General features: G+C 42.5%; 22 protein-coding genes. 3 read left to right on the forward strand and 19 right to left on the reverse strand.

Features of this window, described 5'->3' with window-relative positions; translation table 11 throughout:
• Positions 1 to 18: 18 nt before the first annotated feature.
• From LCL89_RS03825 to LCL89_RS03840, 4 genes are all read right to left on the reverse strand, one after another.
• The gene (locus tag LCL89_RS03825) at positions 19 to 456 is read right to left on the reverse strand and encodes a hypothetical protein (RefSeq protein ID WP_224807818.1); all 438 of its coding nucleotides are present in this window, start codon (positions 454 to 456) and stop codon (positions 19 to 21) included.
• Positions 457 to 1,957: 1,501 nt separating this feature from the next.
• The gene (locus LCL89_RS03830; protein ID WP_224807825.1) at positions 1,958 to 2,431 is read right to left on the reverse strand and encodes a thioesterase family protein; all 474 of its coding nucleotides are present in this window, start codon (positions 2,429 to 2,431) and stop codon (positions 1,958 to 1,960) included.
• A 3-nt stretch (positions 2,432 to 2,434) separates the two neighbouring features.
• Positions 2,435 to 3,406, reverse strand: coding sequence for a 3-hydroxyacyl-CoA dehydrogenase NAD-binding domain-containing protein (locus tag LCL89_RS03835; protein WP_224807827.1), 972 nt, complete (start codon positions 3,404 to 3,406; stop codon positions 2,435 to 2,437).
• Between the two features lies 1 nt (position 3,407).
• A complete protein-coding gene (locus LCL89_RS03840) occupies positions 3,408 to 4,298 on the reverse strand; it encodes a BKACE family enzyme (protein ID WP_224807829.1) in 891 nt (296 codons plus the stop codon).
• Between the two features lie 463 nt (positions 4,299 to 4,761).
• Between LCL89_RS03840 and LCL89_RS03845 the strand changes: the two genes are divergently transcribed.
• Both LCL89_RS03845 and LCL89_RS03850 read left to right on the forward strand, forming a co-directional pair.
• Complete coding sequence (locus tag LCL89_RS03845; protein WP_224807831.1) at positions 4,762 to 5,313, forward strand: TetR/AcrR family transcriptional regulator; 552 nt, start codon at positions 4,762 to 4,764, stop codon at positions 5,311 to 5,313.
• Positions 5,314 to 5,338: 25 nt separating this feature from the next.
• Positions 5,339 to 5,767, forward strand: coding sequence for a carboxymuconolactone decarboxylase family protein (locus LCL89_RS03850; protein ID WP_197316027.1), 429 nt, complete (start codon positions 5,339 to 5,341; stop codon positions 5,765 to 5,767).
• 41 nt (positions 5,768 to 5,808) lie between these two features.
• On the opposite strand, the gene LCL89_RS03855 is transcribed toward LCL89_RS03850, so the two are convergent.
• From LCL89_RS03855 to acnA, 7 genes are all read right to left on the reverse strand, one after another.
• Positions 5,809 to 6,114, reverse strand: coding sequence for a hypothetical protein (locus LCL89_RS03855; protein WP_197316026.1), 306 nt, complete (start codon positions 6,112 to 6,114; stop codon positions 5,809 to 5,811).
• Positions 6,114 to 6,539, reverse strand: coding sequence for an acyl-CoA thioesterase (locus tag LCL89_RS03860; RefSeq protein WP_224807833.1), 426 nt, complete (start codon positions 6,537 to 6,539; stop codon positions 6,114 to 6,116). The genes LCL89_RS03855 and LCL89_RS03860 overlap by 1 nt, the downstream gene beginning before the upstream one ends.
• A 1-nt stretch (position 6,540) precedes the next feature.
• Positions 6,541 to 8,799: an AAA family ATPase gene (locus tag LCL89_RS03865; RefSeq protein WP_224807835.1), complete on the reverse strand. Its 2,259-nt coding sequence runs from the start codon at positions 8,797 to 8,799 to the stop codon at positions 6,541 to 6,543.
• A gap of 129 nt (positions 8,800 to 8,928) precedes the next feature.
• Positions 8,929 to 9,174 (reverse strand): small acid-soluble spore protein Tlp, encoded by a 246-nt coding sequence (gene tlp, locus LCL89_RS03870; RefSeq protein ID WP_404813394.1) that lies wholly within the window; start codon positions 9,172 to 9,174, stop codon positions 8,929 to 8,931.
• A gap of 338 nt (positions 9,175 to 9,512) precedes the next feature.
• Entirely contained in the window at positions 9,513 to 9,656 is a 144-nt protein-coding gene (locus LCL89_RS03875; protein WP_197316023.1) for an FbpB family small basic protein, read from the reverse strand.
• 51 nt (positions 9,657 to 9,707) lie between these two features.
• Positions 9,708 to 10,316, reverse strand: a complete 609-nt coding sequence (locus tag LCL89_RS03880) for a TlpA family protein disulfide reductase (protein WP_224807837.1) — start codon at positions 10,314 to 10,316, stop codon at positions 9,708 to 9,710.
• A gap of 292 nt (positions 10,317 to 10,608) precedes the next feature.
• Positions 10,609 to 13,314 carry an aconitate hydratase AcnA gene (acnA, locus tag LCL89_RS03885; RefSeq protein WP_224807839.1) on the reverse strand — a complete coding sequence of 902 codons (2,706 nt, stop codon included), beginning with the start codon at positions 13,312 to 13,314 and terminating at the stop codon, positions 10,609 to 10,611.
• Positions 13,315 to 13,606: 292 nt separating this feature from the next.
• Here acnA and LCL89_RS03890 point away from each other — a divergent pair, with 292 nt between their 5' ends.
• Complete coding sequence (locus LCL89_RS03890) at positions 13,607 to 14,035, forward strand: DUF2621 domain-containing protein (RefSeq protein ID WP_197316020.1); 429 nt, start codon at positions 13,607 to 13,609, stop codon at positions 14,033 to 14,035.
• A gap of 14 nt (positions 14,036 to 14,049) precedes the next feature.
• Here the strand turns inward: LCL89_RS03890 and LCL89_RS03895 are convergent, their stop codons facing one another.
• From LCL89_RS03895 to LCL89_RS03930, 8 genes are all read right to left on the reverse strand, one after another.
• Positions 14,050 to 14,532, reverse strand: coding sequence for a CcdC family protein (locus tag LCL89_RS03895; protein ID WP_197316019.1), 483 nt, complete (start codon positions 14,530 to 14,532; stop codon positions 14,050 to 14,052).
• A 69-nt stretch (positions 14,533 to 14,601) separates the two neighbouring features.
• Positions 14,602 to 15,030, reverse strand: coding sequence for a Na(+)/H(+) antiporter subunit B (locus LCL89_RS03900; RefSeq protein ID WP_197316018.1), 429 nt, complete (start codon positions 15,028 to 15,030; stop codon positions 14,602 to 14,604).
• Positions 15,031 to 15,096: 66 nt separating this feature from the next.
• The gene (locus tag LCL89_RS03905) at positions 15,097 to 15,804 is read right to left on the reverse strand and encodes a cytochrome c biogenesis CcdA family protein (protein WP_224807841.1); all 708 of its coding nucleotides are present in this window, start codon (positions 15,802 to 15,804) and stop codon (positions 15,097 to 15,099) included.
• Positions 15,805 to 16,161: 357 nt separating this feature from the next.
• The gene (locus tag LCL89_RS03910; RefSeq protein ID WP_224807843.1) at positions 16,162 to 16,539 is read right to left on the reverse strand and encodes a DUF6173 family protein; all 378 of its coding nucleotides are present in this window, start codon (positions 16,537 to 16,539) and stop codon (positions 16,162 to 16,164) included.
• A 171-nt stretch (positions 16,540 to 16,710) separates the two neighbouring features.
• Positions 16,711 to 16,935: a YneF family protein gene (locus LCL89_RS03915; protein WP_128522670.1), complete on the reverse strand. Its 225-nt coding sequence runs from the start codon at positions 16,933 to 16,935 to the stop codon at positions 16,711 to 16,713.
• A 73-nt stretch (positions 16,936 to 17,008) separates the two neighbouring features.
• Complete coding sequence (gene sirA / locus LCL89_RS03920; protein WP_224807845.1) at positions 17,009 to 17,434, reverse strand: sporulation inhibitor of replication protein SirA; 426 nt, start codon at positions 17,432 to 17,434, stop codon at positions 17,009 to 17,011.
• Between the two features lie 163 nt (positions 17,435 to 17,597).
• Complete coding sequence (tkt, locus tag LCL89_RS03925) at positions 17,598 to 19,601, reverse strand: transketolase (protein WP_197316014.1); 2,004 nt, start codon at positions 19,599 to 19,601, stop codon at positions 17,598 to 17,600.
• A gap of 168 nt (positions 19,602 to 19,769) precedes the next feature.
• On the reverse strand, positions 19,770 to 20,003 hold the full coding sequence (locus tag LCL89_RS03930; RefSeq protein WP_224807847.1) for a DUF896 domain-containing protein: 234 nt from the start codon (positions 20,001 to 20,003) through the stop codon (positions 19,770 to 19,772).
• Between the last annotated feature and the right edge of the window lie 44 nt (positions 20,004 to 20,047).

The raw sequence follows: 20,047 nt of genomic DNA on the forward strand, positions 1-20,047 counted from the left end.
CACCAATAACAGCTCCACCTAAGGGGGGAGAGTTGCTACTGCAACAGAGGGAATGGCAGCACTGGCCCCTATAGCTATACCAGAAATCGCAATTTTACCAACAGTCTGCCACCCAATCAATCCCTCATAATAGTTGGGGTTCACAAATTCCGTTGCAATTGTTACCGCTGAACCGGCAATACCTACAGGTTTAGCATATTTCATAAGTGGCTTGGTAGTGGAAGTTCGAAACTGGCGAATAGACCGATTTGCATTATCAGGATCAGGTTCTTTATGCCTGTATACTGATACTTTCTTTTCCATTGCACGTTTACCACTACCAACTGTACCTTCTATAGCACCTCCAATAATTGAACGTGTCATTGTTGATTCTTTGGAAGGTGCGGAACTTTCTGTATTTGATTTAGGATTTGCTTCGTAAGTTTGATCTGGAACAAAGACATACTCATCATTCACTTCTATAGCTTTTATTGAACAAGTTTTTGGTGTATTAACACCATTATTTAAAGGGAAGAAACACCATTTGGTGTTTCTTCCCTTTATTTTTTAACATGAGTTGCTATGCACCATTTTTAAGAAAACCAATCGTCATTCTCATGTTTTACATTATAAACAACCACTATTACGAAAATGCTTATAATATAAAGAAGCAAAAGAATTATATTTCCTATCTGCAAGTATTTTAGGAAAGGCTGTTTAACTAAAGGTGAAATAATGGCAGATACAGAAGAAATATTCAAAACGATTATTGAATAAATGTAATACGGTTTTGATTCAGGTTTCTTCCACAGATAATAACCAAGTACTCCATTAAACCCAAAGATACCTAATACCCCCCATACATATAATGGAATACTATTCATATTTATACTCCTCTCTTACTCTAACAACCCATATATACCATCGCAGTATTTTTTTCAAGTAGTGGATTTATGCCATCCGTTTACGGCTCCTGTAAGTAATCCTACGGCAACTCCAGCTCCAACTTCTCCTAAACCATTTGGGTTAGCCATCAGCCCAGCTGCTAAAAACCCAGATGCTGCTCCTAAGAATAAATTATTTGGTGCTGCATCTCGCCAACTATCAACATGTAAAACACCCCATAGAGTTCCTATTCCAAAACTGACAATAATTCAGCACATGACTTCTAAATAATTGGAAATTATGTTATTTCTATAAATATCAACACCAACGTTTAACAAAGCCAAAATAAAAAGGAATATCCAAAAGTGAAGAACTTATCCCCTCCTAGACAGCCCTTTATTTGTATATTGCTCCAGGTCTTTTACATCAATTATATTTGTTCTCTTTTCTTTGGTGGTAAAGAGTAAAAACAAAACATTATTATCACAATTAATATTAGTTGTATAAAATAATGCACTCCAAATTCAAAATGTATTGTGATGAAAAAGAGTAGAAACATTACTATAGAGCCCATAATTCTCCATACAATAGTAATATGTGAGAAAATATAGAACAAATAAATCAAAGAAGCAGTAAAAGAGCTAATTGTAGAGGATAATAAACTATCCCTATTCTCTATAGATACCATTAATAAAGTGCTAGCTCCAATTACTATTAGAAACAATACATGCCTAGCATAGTTCAATATTTTTACCATCCTAAAAACCAAAATGTCTAAATGCCTTTTGTTTAAGTTTATCTATTTCATAAGAGGCATATCCTCCCACAATACCTCCACCAAAAAAAAGAGAGATCTATTATATCTCTCTTCTCATTATGTAATTTAATTGTAATAAAGATGTCATAAAGATTAAATGCAATATTGTTTCCTGCTGTTCCAGTGTTTTTCATTGATGTTACTGATTAAATATCCAGGTAATAAGTTCTTCCATATTAAGATCTTTCATTGCTATGTAATTTCTGCTAATCTTAAACAATAATAAAATTAAACATAAAAAAAAGCCTGGCTTCCTTTTGAAAGCCAGGCTTTTTATCACTTTTTACGGCGGATTCCGATCGTTCTTCCTGCCTGTTTTGGTTTTGCTTTATTTTCATCCTCGGAATAGATGGCATGAATCGTCCGTTCTACCGGTTCTGGGAACGGGGCTGGACGGCCGGAGTTCTGATCGATGCCCATCAACATCTGTTCATATGTGGCGATTACATCACCGTTTTCATTTTCCATGAAAGAGATTTGATGAATCCGCTTCTCATCGACATCAAGCAACTGACTATTAATGGCCAGCGGCTCTCCTTCATGCGCTTCTTTCAAATAGCAGGTATGGGTTTCCAGGGTGAAAATGGTGTAAGAATGCTCTCTTCGTCCATTCTCATCCAAACCGATGAAATCCATGAAAGCATCTGTTGCAAGACTGAACGCACGGACATATTCTGCGTCATTCATGTGACCATTGTAATCGACCCAATCCTTTTTGACGGTGAATGGATAATGAAAAGGAGTCGTCATCCTTTACACCTCCGTAGTTTCTTTCTTCTTGCTTTGATCTTCAGGCCAGTATTCCTGGACAAGGTCCATCAAACGAACGAGGAACTCATTTCGGTTTTTGTCCAAGTCTGACATGGACATGTCGCCGGATTGATGTTCACAGCCGGAAACGACTTTATCATACAGTTCGTCCGACAATTCAGGAGCAACAAGTTTCGTCCAAGGCTTTTTCAATGCAGGGCCGAATTGTTTCAACATATGGCGCATGCCGCCTTCTCCACCAGCCAGGTGGAACGTAAGGAATGGTCCGTACTGGGCATAACGCATACCTGCACCATAAATGAAGGCCTGGTCGACTTCTTCTGTTGTCGCAATTCCTTCATTGACGATATGAAGGGATTCACGCCAAAGCGCTTCGATCAAACGGTCCGCGATATGACCTTCGATTTCATTACGGACTATCAATGCTTTCATATTCAAGCCTTCAAAGAACGTTTTTGCACGATCCGTATTTTCTTTCGTCGTAGATTTTCCAGGAACCACTTCGACGAGTGGAAGGATATAAACAGGATGGAAAGGGTGTGCCACGACGAATCGTTCAGGGTTTTCAAAATGAGCCTGCAGTTCAGAAGGCATGATTCCTGAAGTACTTGAGCCGATCAACGCATCCGGTTTGGAATGACGGTCGATGTCTTGAAGGACTTTCTGTTTCAGATCTTCCACTTCCGGTACGTTTTCTTGAATGAAATCCGCCTCTTTTACGGCTTCTTCAAGATTGTCTGTAAAAGTGAGCCTTTCTTTGGAAGCACCTTCTGCAAGGCCAAGTTCTTCGACATACGGCCATGACTGCTCTACAGCTTTGTGCATTCTTTCCTCGGCACCTTCAGCGGGATCGGTGGCGATGACGTCATATCCTTTAGCTAGAAAACGGGTGATCCACCCATTACCAATGACTCCTGTTCCGACTACGGCTACTTTTTTGATCTCTGCTGTCATTTTACTTCCCTCCATGTGGGTTGCGTAGTTTGAAATAGTCCCTTGCTTCCTGTGGGCTCATCGGTTCCATGTCATGAGCGGATAGTTGCTGGACGGCTTTATCGACAAGCTGTTCATTGCTTGCTAGTACCCCTTTGGATAAATAAATGTTGTCTTCAAGACCGACACGGATATTTCCACCAAGCTGTGCCGCCTGCGCTGCCATCGGGAACTGCATGCGACCGATTCCGAACGCAGACCAATGGGCATCCTCAGGTAGACGATTCTTCATATACATCATCGTTTCAGCATCAGCTTCAGCTCCCCAAGGAATTCCAAGGCAGAATTGGAACATTGGATCACCATCAACGAGACCTTCATGGATCAGCTGCTTCGCAAAACGGATATGACCGGTGTCGAAGCATTCCAGTTCAGGTTTCACACCACTTTCCTGTACAAGTTTCGCCTGTTCGCGAAGCCAGTCGGTCGGGCTCATATAAATCATGTTGCCGAAATTGGTACTTCCACAATCCAATGTGCACATTTCAGGAAGAAGTTCACCTACAGGCTCATGACGTTGTTCCGGTGTCTGAATGTCCGTGCCGTCCCCCCCAGCTGCTGGAGTTTGAAGGCTCGGGATGAAATCTCCACCTCCGCCAGAAGTGATATTTATGATGACATCCGTTTCAGACTCACGGATTCGGTCGACAATTTCACGATAGTGTTCGACATTATGACTGATTCCTCCAGTCTCCGGGTCACGCGCATGGACGTGAGCGACAGAAGCTCCAGCTTTTGCAGAAGCAATTGCGGATTCAGCAATTTCTTTCGGTGTCACAGGGACATTCGGGTTCTTTTTCACGGTATCCCCGGCACCTGTGACTGCTGCGGTTAACAATACTTTGTTTTTCATGCGTAATTCCTCCTTGAAGTTTTTTGTATAACTATTTTCGAATGCGTTTGATCAATACCAGTTGAAACTATACCATCCGGACTGTTTATTTTCAACAGCTTATACAAATCTTTTTTTAGTAGAAAATCATTAGTATAAAGCCCGCTTATATCTCCACCTGATCTCACAAGTTTTCTTTGCTGCACCTTTAATACAATATAGAATATTCCGCTCCATGCGAGCGCAATACACCACAGTCGTCCAGGGAGGACATTTCACACAGAGACGTCTATAACTAAACCTGGACTATCGCTTGATTTTAAACCGTCTGGATTGTATAGTATCAAATTGGGTTACCTAGTTCCTGCGAAAAACATTAACTTTCCATATTACTTTACTCATTCGTTTACTTTTAAATTGAAAGCCCTATGTGCTAGTGGTAATATATGGTGAGATTAATTACAAATAAAGCGAGGGATCATCAATGCCAAGACAATCGAAAAGGAATAAGATTCTAGAAGCGGCAGCACTCATCGTTCACAACCGGGGCATTGATGCCCTCACACTCGATGCTGTCGCCGAGGAAGCAGAGGTCAGCAAGGGAGGACTTCTTTATCACTTCAAAAGTAAGGAAGCGTTAATTGAAGGGCTCGTCCTGCATATGAATAACATTTATCGGACCAATGTTGAAAATGCCGTCACTGATGACATCAACTCCAAAGGGAAATGGACACGCGCTTTTATAAAAGCTACGTATGATCAAAGTTTAAAAAATACGGAAACGAGCGCAGGGATGCTGGCGGCCCATGGAGTAAACTCCGACTTACTCAAACCTTTGCAGCAAACGTACAATAACTGGCAGGAAAATATAGCAAATGACGGAATCGACCCCGTTCAGGCGACCATTTTACGACTGGCAGCCGACGGCTTATGGTTTTCCGAAATTTTCGGTCTGGCCCCGCTGGACGAAGATTTGAGAAAAGACGTTCTGGATCACTTATTGAAACAGACGTACCCACCTAAACAGAAAAAATAAGACACCCAAGAACAGGAGGCTAACGTTGACAACCGATCGTTACCAAAAAGGATTAGATAAACTGAACGAATTCACATTATCATCAGATGATGGGGTTTCTACTCACCATAAAATTTCAGAAGAACTTGGTGAGATTGCCCCTGACATCGGAAAATATATCATCGAGTTCGCTTATGGAGATATTTACTCCAGACCAGGACTTGATAACAAACAAAGAGCACTCGTCACTTTATCATCATTGATCACTCAGGGCAGAGAACCTCAAATTGAATTACACGTGAACACAGCATTGACCTCAGGTCTTACACCTACTGAAATCGTGGAATCTATCCTGCACTTGATTCCATACACAGGTTTCCCTAGTGTTTTGAACGCTCTCAAGGTTACGAAGAAAGTGTTCGAGCAGCGTGAAGTGGAAATGCCCGGTGCCATGGAAAAAGTGATGGCCGGTTAATAAAAAAAAGCCCGATTCCTCTATTTGGAATCGGGCTTTTATTAATTATCCAATGAAAACCGTTCGATCTGGTCCCATTTTTCTTCTTTTTTCAAGATTTCATACTGTCTTTCGCCGAATAAGTCAAAGTGAGGAAAACGCGGGTCGTAATGAATCCATCCCGGGTGCAATCCATACTGGGCTCCCCATTTTCGCAACTTTTCGATGTCGGAGCAGCCTACTTTCGTGACAGTGTCACATCCAGGGAATCGATCATCGATCCAAAAATGGGTCAAAATCGCAATTTCTCCAGATTGCACACGTTTTTTCCAGTCCATCAATTCTTCCCTCTTCACACCGAAAGCCATCAGGAATCAGACTCCATCGCGCTCACGTAAGCTTCATGCCATTCAGGAAAACTTCTCCGTATTGACACCGGCCGGAAGTTGTCTTTCTTAACAATCACGTGTTTCGTTTCACCAGAAACCGCCGTTTGACCATTCTCGTGCACGACTTCATAACCATATGTGACTCTAAGTCCATCATAGCTCTCCACCCAGGTTTTCACATGGACAGGGTCGCCATATCGAACCGGGTTTTTAAAACTGACATTCGCATCAATGACCGGCGAAACGACCCCTTGATTTTCGATTTCCGCATATTTGAACCCAAGGGATTCTATGAATGATGTACGACCGATTTCAAACCACACTAAATAGTTGGCATGATAGACGACCCCCATCATATCTGTTTCCTGGTACCTAACTTGAATCGGAATTTCTACGACTTTCATATCAGGACTCCCTCCGTACTGCATTCCACGCTTTTTCCAAATCGACGAGCTCTAATTCATTCATATCATCCACTTCATCTTCCATGACGCGGATCGCCTGGTATTGAATCGCTTCATTGACGAGGTTATTGATAAACCGTCCATTGCCACGGACGTTGTGATCCGTGTATTTTTCAAGAAGGAAGGATTCAGCCCACTCATTGAAATGATAGCCATACTGTTCCGCTTGGTAATGCGTCATTTCAAGCAGTTCCTTCTCTTCGTAGTCAGGGAAGTGGAAGTATTTTTTGAAGCGGGATGACAGCCCCGGATTACTTTCTACCAATTGTTCCATTTCTCGTTGGTATCCAGCTAAAATGACGACAAGATTTTCATTATGCCTGGTCATTTCGTCGACGATCGTCTCTATCGCCTCTTTTCCGAAGTCATCCCTTCCACCGTTGTACAAGGAATATGCTTCATCGATAAACAGGACGCCTCCCAGCGCTTCCCTGATTTTCTTCTTCGTTTTCATAGCCGTTTGACCGACATAGCCCGCGACAAGATCACTCCTTGAAACGACAACCATATGCCCACGCTTCAAGAGGCCGCACTCTTTCAATACGTCCGCATAAATCTCTGCCACCGTAGTTTTACCTGTTCCAGGATTTCCTGAAAATACTGAGTGCAGTTGGATCGGTACGACGGGATATCCGCGTTCCTTCCTCTTTTGCTGCGCCTGGACGAAAGAGGATAATTTACGAACTTCCTGTTTCACATTTTTCAAGCCGATCAATTCATCCAAGCGTTCCATCGGTGACCTCTCGTTTTCATCTGAATGTCGATCCCACTCAAGGTCATCCACATCAATACGCATGTGATCCAGCCAGTGATGTTTGTCCCTCTGCGCTTCTTGAGCCCCTTTTTGGAACACTGTTTTCATGACAAGGTTTTTCACAGTCCTCGCATTGCCGAACGAGTCATCCACCCTTTCACGATCAATCAGGGAATTGAATTCCGTCAGTGCTTCCTCAGTGAAAAAGAAATCATTATCGATAGCCGCTTGTTCTGCAATGGTGATCAATTCATCCATTTTGTAATCCGGCAATTGAATGTGGTTCTGCTCAGGGAAACGGCTTCTCAGTCCAGGGTTCGACCAAAGGAATTGACGCATCTCCTCAGGATAACCAGCTAAAATGACAGCGAATTTGCCTCCATATTCCTTCCCTGTCATCGCTGATACCAGCGTATCGATGACCGCCTGGCCATAATCATTCCCCGTCTGCCCTTCGCGTTTCAAGCTGTAGGCTTCATCGATGAATAGAACACCACCGATAGCCTGCTTCACATAATTCATCGTGTTCTCCTCACTTTGACCGACGTAGGAACCGACCAAGTGAGAGCGATTCACTTCCACAACTTCTTTCGTATCTAAAATTCCAAGTTCGTGATAAATGTTCGCCAAGAGACGAGCAATTGTCGTTTTACCAGTTCCCGGATTTCCGGTAATGATCATGTGCAGCCCCGGTTCATCCACCATGGAAAAACCGAAGCTTTTTCGTTGCTGCTGGTATTTCAAAAAGTGGTAATACCTTTTGATATAAGCTTTTACATCGTGCAAACCGACCATTTGATCGAAGGATTCCAACGGATTTTGATTGGATCGATCAGTTAAAAACGATGGAAGCTTTTTATACAATTCATCCCGATCATCGGAAAGCTTGCGCGTACGTTCATTTATGGCGCGGACAGGAATCCGGATACGACGGTTTTCAATCGATGAAATCGCCTCATCCAGCATTTCTTCCAATTCCGTCAATTGCTCAAAAACATCCTTATATAAATTCAGCCGGCTGGTGGCATCGACGATCGTTTTTTCTGCCAGATCCTGATTCCACTGTTCTCTCAAGTCCTTCACATCCGAGTAGATGGCTTTGGCTTTCTTCGCTTTCGCCGAATCATGATCGGTTTCGTGGAGAACCCATTGCTCCAACGGCGTGCGTTTCAATAAGGTATAGGCTTGCATCATTTGTTTCGATTCATATAAGTCATTGACTATAGAGTTATGTTTATCAATCGTTCTTGCTTCATCTATGAACTGATCCGCTAAGGAATCTTGTTCGGGATGACGTTTGATTCGATGATAGGCAAGCGTTACGTATAATAGTGCCTTCAATTCTGAGTCTTCAACTTCATGGTCATTCAAATATCTGAGTGCTTCCACCTCAGAAATCGGTGGTTGCTGGTTTAAACTTGTCCATTGCTTCAGTGCTTCGTTCATCACAATCACTTCCTTTCCTATCACCGTTACTCATTTTACCATATTCAGCTGATGATGTAGACGGACTTGATTGCAGAAAAGGGTTATGTAAAAACCGCCCCATTAAAGGAGCGGTTACTAATGACTTGTTTAATATTGTTGATTTCGCGCTTCATCCTTGATTTCTTGGCGCATGGCTTCAATCGATTGGTTTCTACGTTTGTTTTTAGCTTCGATGTTCTGTTTTTCTTCTTCAGTAGCAAACTGCATGGAATCATGTGACGCTTCAATATTCTCAATTGTGTTCGTCACCTTTTCCTGTAATTTATCTACGTTATCTGCCCGGTTATCCGGATTCGGTTTTTGGTTCGCCATGTGTTGTTGTTTATGGGACATGTCGTCAGCCTCCTGGAATTGAAATCGACTCAACAAATTAAGCGAGTCATCGGTTACTTTTCCCTTGAACGATGGTTTTATTCTTTGAAAAACGGATGCCAGGAATTGTTGTGAGTCAAGTGGTTACACATGATGGATGACCGGAAATGACCGTGAGTGATTCTGGAAAAAGATGACCGGTTCTTAACGTTTATGGGTGCGGTTGGTGTTTTATGAACGATTGAAAGTTTGTGGTTGTTTATATGTGAAATGTTTTTTTTGTTCATAAACCTTCAAACCGAATAAAGAATAAAATGGCTCGTAAGTTAAGCAGATACAAAAAAGCAAATCCCACCAGGTTATGATGGGATTTGCTTGATTTTATCATAATGACGTTTTTCAATTCGCTCATCGATGGCATCCATCAATTTCTGATCTTCTTTGATGGAACGGATGTTTTCTTTCACACGTTCTTCGAAAGATATGGATTGAATTTTTCTCATGGGAATCTCTCCTTTTTATGATAAGGATTCCCAATAAAATGAAAATTATTCCTAATTTAACTTTTCCTTCATTTCAACCATAAAATCATATGTCATCGGACCAACTTTTCTTGGCTGCTGAATGACACCATCTGTACCTATAAAATACGTTGTCGGTATGGAAATCGCTTGATAAATTTGATTCATTTCAAGATCAGGGTCAAGCAGAATCGGGAATGTGTATCCACCTTCCTGCACATAAGATTCTACCTTTTCAATGTTCTTTTCAGCCCCTGTTGAATTGATAGCCAACACTTCAACTTCATCCCCGTACTCTTGATGGAATTTTTCCATTTCGGGCATTTCCTCACGACATGGCGGACACCAGGTCGCCCAGAAATTAATGAATACTTTTTTCCCTTTCAACTCCGAAAGGTTCACGGTTTCCCCATTCAGCGTTTCTAGTGTAAAGTCCGGAGCTTTTTCCCCGACTTTCAATCCTTCGGGCGCATTCGGGGAAACCATACCTGCCCCTTTAGATGAAGATCCGTCTTCTTCTTGCTGAATTTCCGCTTCATTATCTGCTTCTGTACTTTCAGATTTCTTCTCATCCAGCAAACTATATACAGCTACTGCCAAAAGACTAAGCAGCAAAACTCCAGCGAGGATTCTTTTGACCATATTCTTTCCTCCTATGACTCCTCCCGCATGAGAGAAGTCTAAATAAACGATACATCTGAATAAATTATCCTTTATAATTATTGCTTGTCCAAAGAATTGAGGGACGGACAAAACACTAAGGATTTGTCACCCTCTTGTCCTTCTAAATTTATTTCCCTACGTCCACATCCATTTTATTCTATACTTTAAGAATATAGAAGCATCAATGATTTTGTAAAGGTATTCGTTTCAAAAGCAATAAAATGTTCAAAAAATAAAAGCTGCCCTTTAAGGGCAGCTTTATCAGCATTTCTTAGTTCAATTTGTTACGTAGAACCATTTGAAGGATACCACCATGACGGTAGTAGTCTACTTCAACTTCACTATCGAAACGAGCGACGACTTCAAATTCTTTCTTATCTCCATCTTCGCTTGTCGCAGTGACTTTGACAAGGTCATGAGGTTTAACGTCTTCACCAATTTCAACACCAAACGTTTCACGTCCTGTCAATCCAAGGGATTCAACGGAATCCTCATCTTTGAATTGAAGAGGTAGAACTCCCATCATAACAAGGTTTGAACGGTGGATACGCTCAAAGCTTTCAGCGATGACAGTCTTGATACCGAGTAGATCGGTACCTTTCGCCGCCCAGTCACGGGAGCTTCCCATACCGTAATCGTTACCTGCAATAACCATCAATGGTGTATCATCTTGTTGATACTTCATGGCAGCAGTATAAATCGGCATGACTTCTTCTGTCGGCCAGTAAGTGGTGAAGCCACCTTCTGTACCAGGAGCCAGCTCGTTACGGATACGGATGTTGGCGAACGTACCACGCATCATAACTTCGTGGTTACCACGGCGGGAACCGTAAGAGTTGAAGTTACGTGGACTTACGTTATTTTCCTGCAAGTATTCGCCGGCAGGCATATCCTTAGGAATCGCACCTGCTGGAGAAATGTGGTCAGTCGTTACAGAATCACCGAACTTCCCAATTACGCGCATTCCATTAAGCGGTTTGACCGTTTCAGGATCGCTGGATAAACCTTCGAAGAATGGTGGATTCTGAATATACGTAGAGCTTTCATCCCAATCGTACAACGGCTCATCTGTCGTATCGATTTCATTCCATTTCTCATTGGAGTTGAACACGCTTTCGTATTCTTTACGGAAGATTTCCGGTGTAACGACACGTGAAATTTCCTCTTTAATCTCCTCCTGAGATGGCCAGATATCGTCGAAGTAAACGTTGTTTCCATCTTTATCTTTTCCAAGCGGATCGTTTTTAAGGTCGATATCCACTGTACCTGCAAGCGCATAAGCGACAACAAGTGGCGGTGATGCCAAATAGTTCGCTTTTACGAGCGGGTGAATACGTCCTTCGAAGTTACGGTTACCGGAAAGGACTGATGAAACAGTCAGATCACTGTCTGCAATCGCTTTTTCAATTTCAGGCAGTAGTGGACCGGAGTTACCGATACATGTCGTACAACCATAACCTACAAGGTTGAATCCAAGTGTGTTCAAGTAATCCATCAGACCGGAATCTTCAAGGTAGCGTGTAACTACTTTCGATCCTGGCGCCAAGGATGTCTTCACGTATTCAGGAACGTCTAGGCCTTTATCAACCGCTTTTTTCGCGACAAGACCCGCGCCCAGCATAACGTGAGGGTTGGAAGTGTTTGTACAGGAAGTAATCGCAGCAATTGCAAGTGCACCTGTTTTCATGACCGTTTTATCGCCATTTTCAAACTGTACTTCTACTTCTTTGTCAAACTCAGATTTATCCAGTCCAAATCCGTGGTTACCAGCCGGGCCGGTGATCGCTTTTTCAAAGGACTCTTTCATCTGAGATAGAGGAATCAAGTCTTGTGGACGTTTTGGACCGGACAAGTTCGGTTCCAGTTCCTCAAGATTGATTTCAACAAGTGAAGTGAATTCTGGATCCTGATAAGAAGGATCATACCAAAGACTGTTCTTCTTGCAGTATTCTTCTACAAGTTGAATCTGTTCTTCGCTGCGCCCAGTCAGGCGTAGGTATTCAAGTGTTTCTCCATCAATCGGGAAGAAACCACAAGTCGCACCGTATTCAGGCGCCATGTTTGAGATCGTCGCACGATCCGCCAACGGCATTTCCTGAAGACCAGGTCCAAAGAATTCGACAAACTTGCCTACAACATTTTGTTCACGCAGTTTCTGCGTTACTTTCAATGCCAAGTCCGTCGCTGTCGTGCCTTGTGGGAAGCTTCCATTCAGTTTAACACCGATGACTTCCGGAGCCGGGAAGTATGAAGGCTGTCCAAGCATTCCTGCTTCTGCTTCAATACCACCAACACCCCAGCCAAGGACACCAAGACCATTGATCATTGTAGTATGTGAGTCGGTACCGACGAGTGTATCTGGATAAGTATCATGTGTGCCGTCGCCATTTTCTGCAGCATGAACGACATTGGCGATGTATTCAAGGTTTACTTGGTGAACGATTCCAGTTGCAGGTGGAACCGCACGGTAGTTATCAAAGGCTTTCTGAGCCCAGTGAAGGAATTCATAGCGTTCTTGGTTACGTTCGAATTCTAACTCCATGTTGATGTTCAAAGCATCAGGAGTCCCGTATTTGTCTACTTGTACAGAGTGGTCAATGACAAGATCGACTGGAACTTCCGGGTTGATTTTATCCGGGCTGCCACCCATATCAACCATCGCTTTTCGCAAGGATGCAAGGTCGACGACAGCTGGAACACCAGTGAAGTCCTGCAAAATTACACGAGAAGGTTTGAATGGTACGTCTTCCCCTTTAGAGTTTTCAGTCCCCCAGTTTGCTAGACTCTCTACGTGCTCATCCTTGATGACACGTCCGTCGTGTTGACGTAAAAGAGATTCCAGAAGGATACGGATGGAGAAAGGCAGACGGGAAATCTTACCGTGTCCCGCATCTTCTAAGGCTTTCAAGTCGTAATAGTTGTACGTTTGGCCGTTTAGGTCAAATTGTTTGCGAGCATTATATGCATTGCTAGCCATATTCCTTTTTTACCCCCTCATCAATATTCAATGGGTGAACACGTTTGAACGGTTCCCCATTCCCCAAATTCTACAATTTGCGCTTTATTCAGCAACAAAGTCACAAATCCCAACTTTTATTGTAAATGAAAACGATTTATAAGTAAAATGAATGTGTAGAATTTTTCTGAAAATCCGGACTACGCTTTCCCCTCTCCCCCCTTTCGTGCAGCTATGCTTGTATTTCCGAGATGTACCTTTTATAATTGATTTAGATTAAAATCTTTACTTAGAAAATGAAACAGGTGATCATATGTCAGGTGGGTTTGCCCTCTTTATCGTCGGGTGGATCGTCATCATGGTCGGGCTGATGAGTATTGGCGGATATTTCATGTTCCGTAAGTTTCTCAAACGCCTGCCGAAAGAGGATGGAAAATCAATTATCGACTGGGAAGAATATTACGTCGATCAGACGCGAAACATGTGGTCCCAGGAGCAAAAAGACTTATTGGAAGAACTGGTTTCCCCGGTACCGGAAATATTCCGGGACGTTGCCAGACAAAAAATTGCGGGCCGGATCGGTCAAATTGCATTGGAAAAGAAGAAAAAGAAAATTACACAAGATATTCTGATTGAAGGATATATAAAAGCGACTCCGAAACGCGACCACAAGTTTTTGATAAAAAAACTCGAGGAAAAAGAGATCGATTTCGAGCCTTATGAATCTTTATTAGAACGTTAAAAAGGACCTAGCCGTTAAGCTAGGTCCTTTTTCCTTTGCAGCTTTTTTTCAAGTTGTAAGAATTGCTTCAGCATCGCAATCCTCCAAGTCAAAATCATACCGAACGCCAACAAGAAAAACATTCCGCTCGTTTCACCGAATGAGACGGTTTGTCCGATGACCAGTTTCAGGACAATCCTCAAGATCAGTAAGCCGAACAGAATAAAGATAAATGCTCTCGAAGGCTTCAAGTAAATATGATCCCCACGCACTTCAAACTTGGAGGTCCGAATCAATAAAAATGAAAACAGAACGCCTACAGAAAACGCTTCAAGCACTTGGATCCATTCTACCCGGAACATTGGAATGACGAACATCAATGCTCCCGTACTCATGAACATAGGAGGCAGGATGATCTTTCTGACACTTGCAGGACGTTTAGCAGCCCTCAGCCTCAAAAAAATCATTCCTGTAGCCATACAAGCCGCTCCGATCGTACTTATAATCAACCAAAACATATCATTTCACTCTTTCTATTCTGTCCAAATCCCAAATTTAAAGGCATACCATAATGATATGCCTTTTCGTTACTCATGATCGTTGGCAATGGTCAAGATAATCGTCATCGTCACACCGATAACAGTTAAGTATACACCTAAGTCGAATAATAAAGCAGTTGCCAACTCCGTCTTACCTAGGACCGGCAATTGGAAATAAGCAAACGTTTGACTCAGGAACGGTTGGCCGAATACAAAGGATCCAATACCTGTGGCCAGTGCAATGATCAATCCGACAGGGATGACAAAGCGGAAATTGATTCGTAGAATTTTTTCCATCGCTTTAAACCCATAGGCCATATACATCAGCACGAATGCAGCAGAAGTCATCAAGCCCCCGATGAAACCACCACCAGGTGCATTGTGTCCTGCAAAGAATAAGTAAATGGAAAACCCTAGTAGTATAAAGGCGATTAGTGTTGTCGTAGCTCTAAGAATGATGTCGTTTGTACGGGTCATACCTATACTCCTTTTTTCTTTATCAATAGTTCTATCATAATATAAAATCGTTCAGAAATCCATGATTCAGAACCCTTGGAATCCACCAAACAAACCGATGAGATAAGAAGTGAGTTTGGTCATCCAATCAAAGTATAACGCGATTCCCATAAAAATCATAATATAACCGCCAATTTTGACGATTTTCGAGCTGTGTCTTTTGATCCAATTCATCTTTCCTATGAAGAAAGACATAATCAAGAATGGAAGCGAAAAGCCCATTGAATAGGAAAGCATCATGACCAAAAACAGATCAGGGCTGTCTGCGGCAAGGACGAGCACGGCGGATAATATCGGCCCTGTACATGGGGTCCAGCCTAGTGAAAAAGTGAGACCGATCAGAAAAGAACCCAGATAACCGGCCGGTCGGTTTTTGAATGTGATTTTGCGATCTTTCATCAAGAATTGGAAATTGAATACGCCGATGATGACAAACCCGAAAAAGATAATCAGAATTGCACCTAAGCGGCGAATGATCGTTTCGTTTTGAATGAGAAATTGAGATAGAAAGGATCCTGAAAATCCGATGATTAAAAAGATGGTCGTGAAACCTAACAAAAACAGAATGGTATGAATCAGGCTCCGACGCTTCAACATGCCATTATCTTCTGTCAATTCATTGACGCTCATTCCTGTGATGTAGGAAAGGAACGCTGGGTACAAAGGCAGGACGCATGGAGATATAAAGGATAGAAACCCTGCTCCGAACGCTAAAAATATGTTGATATCTGACATAGGTCAATCCTCCAATGCTAATCTAGAAATCCATTGTACCAGACATCTTCTTGAAAAACGATGAACGTACTGTGAACTTATGTGATATATCGCGTTTCGCTTATACTTTCATATTTGTTGTGAATTCACGTTTCCCCTAACTGGAGGATGGATGATTAGGACGATAGCTCCATACAAAGTTTGTGTACTCGTTATGGGCCATGTTTATGCGGAAGAAAGATTGAAAACCTGACAGAGCTTGTGAGACTTCCTCCATAAAAAGAGGTGTGTAAGAGCCCCTCTAACAACATCGAAAAGAGACCTTAACCACCTCTTAGTACAATTTAGGAGTATGATTTTACGTGAAGACACCCTTTTTTATGAATTTTTTTCTTTCAATTGAAACCCGATCCGCCTGGCAGGTTCATTTTGCTCCTGTTTCGGAAGGGACATTAACAGGAAGCTGATTTGACTGACATGTTGAATCAATTCAACTTTTGCTCCACTTTCTAAATATCCATAAAACGTAATCAAGCTGGGGTTTTGGTAACTGAGACCTTGGATGTGGAATTGTACTGCTTGACCAAACGAAACCAGCCTCGCCCCCACTTCATGATCAGGGTCCAATTCTTTTTCAAAATCACAAATCATACGGACGATCTGCTCATAAAACCTGCTTGCATACTGATTTTCAGCCAATACTTGCTGAATTGGTTTGACGGGCTTGGTACCGGGCAGACCTAAATGATATTCCATACAAATCCCCCCTTCTTTTACATTATTAAATTCGACAAATATTGAGGATTTCCTCCAGAGAGTTTTGTTAACGTATGCTGGCTTACAAAATAAAAAAACCACCTTTTCTCAAGATGGATGAGAAAAGGTGGTCGGGTTTCAGATCCAGTCTTCCTTAGGAAAACTGTACTATTATTTCATTTGATTGTTCATGGAACGCATCATTTGATTGATTTTCTTCTGTGAAGGCTTCTGCCCCATCTGCATCATCAATGTGCGCAGCATTTGTTCGTTGATTGGCGGGTTTTTCTTAAGATAGTTCATCATATACTTTCTTGCGATGAAAAAGCCTAGCGCGGCTCCACCGACAAGGGCTAAAAGGGCAATGATGATAACCCAAACGATCCCCAAAGTCATGTCTTCGTCTTCCTCCTTCGTGTTGTCTCCCATAACAGTATAGTAAAACGTTCACTGAAATACAATAGGGGTTTTACGATAATAACCTCTGACCGACTTTTGGAGAGATCCATCCGTAATACTCACCGGTAGCTTCCATGATGTAAAATGCATGGGAAGATTTCCGCAAGGGATCAAACACCATTTGTTCTGCCTGCAGAAGGTTATCACACTGAAAAAGACAACAGTAGTTCTTTGGCTCCATTATACCATAGGGAAGAGCCTTCTCGAAAAGAGATGAACGATAAGACATCTTGTTTTTTAACTGTTTTTTCACAGGGGAATGCTCTTCTAACCACTCTTGGAAGGGAAATAAATCCGTAATATAAGATAACTGCCGTATATAGATGAATGATTGTGGATTATTTAAAATCTCTTCAAAAAAACGCTTCATCAAATCTACTTTATAGTAATATTGGCTGGCAATCTCTTTTTTGATAGAAAAAATAATGAACTGCATCGGTCTTCCCTCCCCTTTTCCGTATTATAACGAGAGTCGTTACAGGTTTTCTGTCACTTTATGCTTGTTCAAGGATTCGTTTTTTGTCGAAAGAACCAGAGCCGTCTTTTTTAAGCTACTAATAAAAAATAAGCTGCCGGTATACCGGCAGCTTATCATCATATTACTTCATTAAGTTTTCCGCGTGTTTAACAACATTATCAACAGTGAAACCGTAATTTTCAATTACAGTGTTTCCTGGTGCAGATGCACCGAACTTATCGATTCCGATCACGGTACCGTCCAGTCCGACATAACGCTCCCAACCGAAGGAAGCAGCCATTTCGACGGCCAGACGTTGACGTACGCTTGATGGAAGTACTTTTTCTTTATACTCCGCATCCTGTGCTTCAAATCGGTCGAAGGATGGAACACTTACGACGCGGACGTCATAGCCATTCTTCTTCAACTGCTTTTGAGCTTCAACGATCAATTGCACTTCTGAACCAGAAGCAAGAAGGATTGCATCCGGTTGTTCTTTATCTGAATCGCTCAAGATATAAGCGCCACGTTTCACACCTTCGTATGCGTGCTCTTCTGTACCTTCTAGTGTAGGCAGGCCTTGTCGAGTCAATACAAGTGCGTTTGGAGTCGTGTTGGATTCCAGCGCGACTCTCCAAGCAGCACTTGTTTCATTTCCGTCCGCTGGGCGGATGACAGAAAGATTCGGCATCGCACGTAGAGAAGGCAGCTGTTCGATCGGCTCGTGGGTAGGGCCATCTTCACCAACCGCTACAGAATCGTGGGTGAACACATAGTTAACCGGAAGATTCATCAATGCGGATAGACGAAGCGCTGGGCGCAGGTAGTCACTGAAGACGAAGAATGTTCCGCCATATACTTTCAGACCACCGTGAAGTGCCATACCATTCAAAGCAGCAGCCATGGCAAATTCACGTACACCGAACCAGATGTTACGGCCGGCATAATTTTCTCTTGTAAAGTCTTCTTCTTCTTTCACCATCGTCTTGTTTGAACCTGCAAGGTCTGCACTTCCACCGAAGAAATTCGGTACAGCTTTAGAAAGACTGTTGATTACATCACCAGAAGCTGCACGGGTCGCAGGACTGTCTTCCCCGGTTTTGTACGTCGGAAGTTCGCCAGTCCATCCTTCTGGGAGTTCACCATTGATAGCTGCTTCGAATTCAGCACCAAGTTCAGGGTAAGCTTCCTTGTATTGTTCAAGCAGGGAGTTCCATGCTTCTTCTCTTTCTTCTCCGTTTTGTTGTACCTTTTCCTTGAAGTCTTGATATACTTCATCCGGCACATGGAAAGGCTCATGGTCCCATTTGTAGAATTCTTTCGTTTTAGTTGCTTCGTCTTCACCAAGTGGTGCACCGTGTGAAGCGGACTTACCAGACTTGGTAGGAGCCCCGTAACCAATTACTGTTTTCACTTCGATCATTGTCGGCTGTTTCGTGTTTTGCTTCGCTTTTTCAATTGCCGCAGCGATTTCTTCTGTATCCGTACCATCTTCGACACGGATGACCTGCCAGCCATAAGCTTTATAACGGTCTTCTACGCTCTCACTGAAGGAACGATCCAAGTCACCATCAAGAGAGATGTCGTTGGAATCATAAAGGACGATCAATTTTCCTAGACCAAGGTGAGCAGCAAGGGAGGCAGATTCCTGGGATACCCCTTCCATCAAGTCTCCATCACCGCAGATCGCGTACGTATAGTGGTCGACCATTTTATAGTCATCACGATTATATTTAGCTGCAAGATGAGCTTCCGCCATTGCCATACCAGTGGCCATGGAAATTCCTTGACCTAATGGACCTGTCGTTGCTTCGACACCATCTGTATGCCCGAATTCAGGGTGCCCTGGTGTTTTAGAGTCCCATTGACGGAAGGATTTCAAATCATCCATTGTCACGTTGTACCCTGAAAGGTGGAGCAGGCTGTATAAAAGCATGGATCCGTGGCCTGCCGATAGCACGAAACGATCACGATCGAACCAGCTGGAGTTTTTCGGGTTATGGTTCATGAATTTAGTCCAAAGCGTATAAGCCATTGGAGCTGCGCCCATCGGCATACCTGGGTGTCCGGAGTTGGCTTTTTCTACTGCGTCAATAGATAAAGTACGAATAGTGTTGATTGATGTTTGTTCAAGGCTGTTTGCCATATACATTTTTTCCCCTTTCATTTCCTGAATATGTACCATGTATTATCCTATAATGAAAACGCTCAAGACACAAGTGATGTAAAGATTCAAACGGAATCTAACCTAATTTTCCCTTATATTGAATTTTTAAACAACAAAACCCGTACTTCTCGGAGTACGGGTATCATTTTAATTTTTCTTTTCGTTTTTCTGCATTTCTCTAAGCTTTTTAGGTGTCACATCGTTTCCTTCAGGATCGACGACAGTCACACCTTTCAATTGGTTCTTGAATGACTTGCGAGCGCTCTTCAAATACTCCTGGCGAAGTTTTTGCTGCTCTTCTTTTTCTGATTTAGTCAAATCTTCTTTCTTGGATTTATTGGCCAATTCATTTATACGGTTAATTTTGTCTTGAGATAGCATGGAACATACCCCTTTTCATTAGGATGGGTTAATTTACAAGAAAA

Source organism: Halobacillus yeomjeoni, assembly GCF_020171525.1.
GTDB classification, from domain to species: Bacteria; Bacillota; Bacilli; order Bacillales; family Halobacillaceae; genus Halobacillus; species Halobacillus yeomjeoni.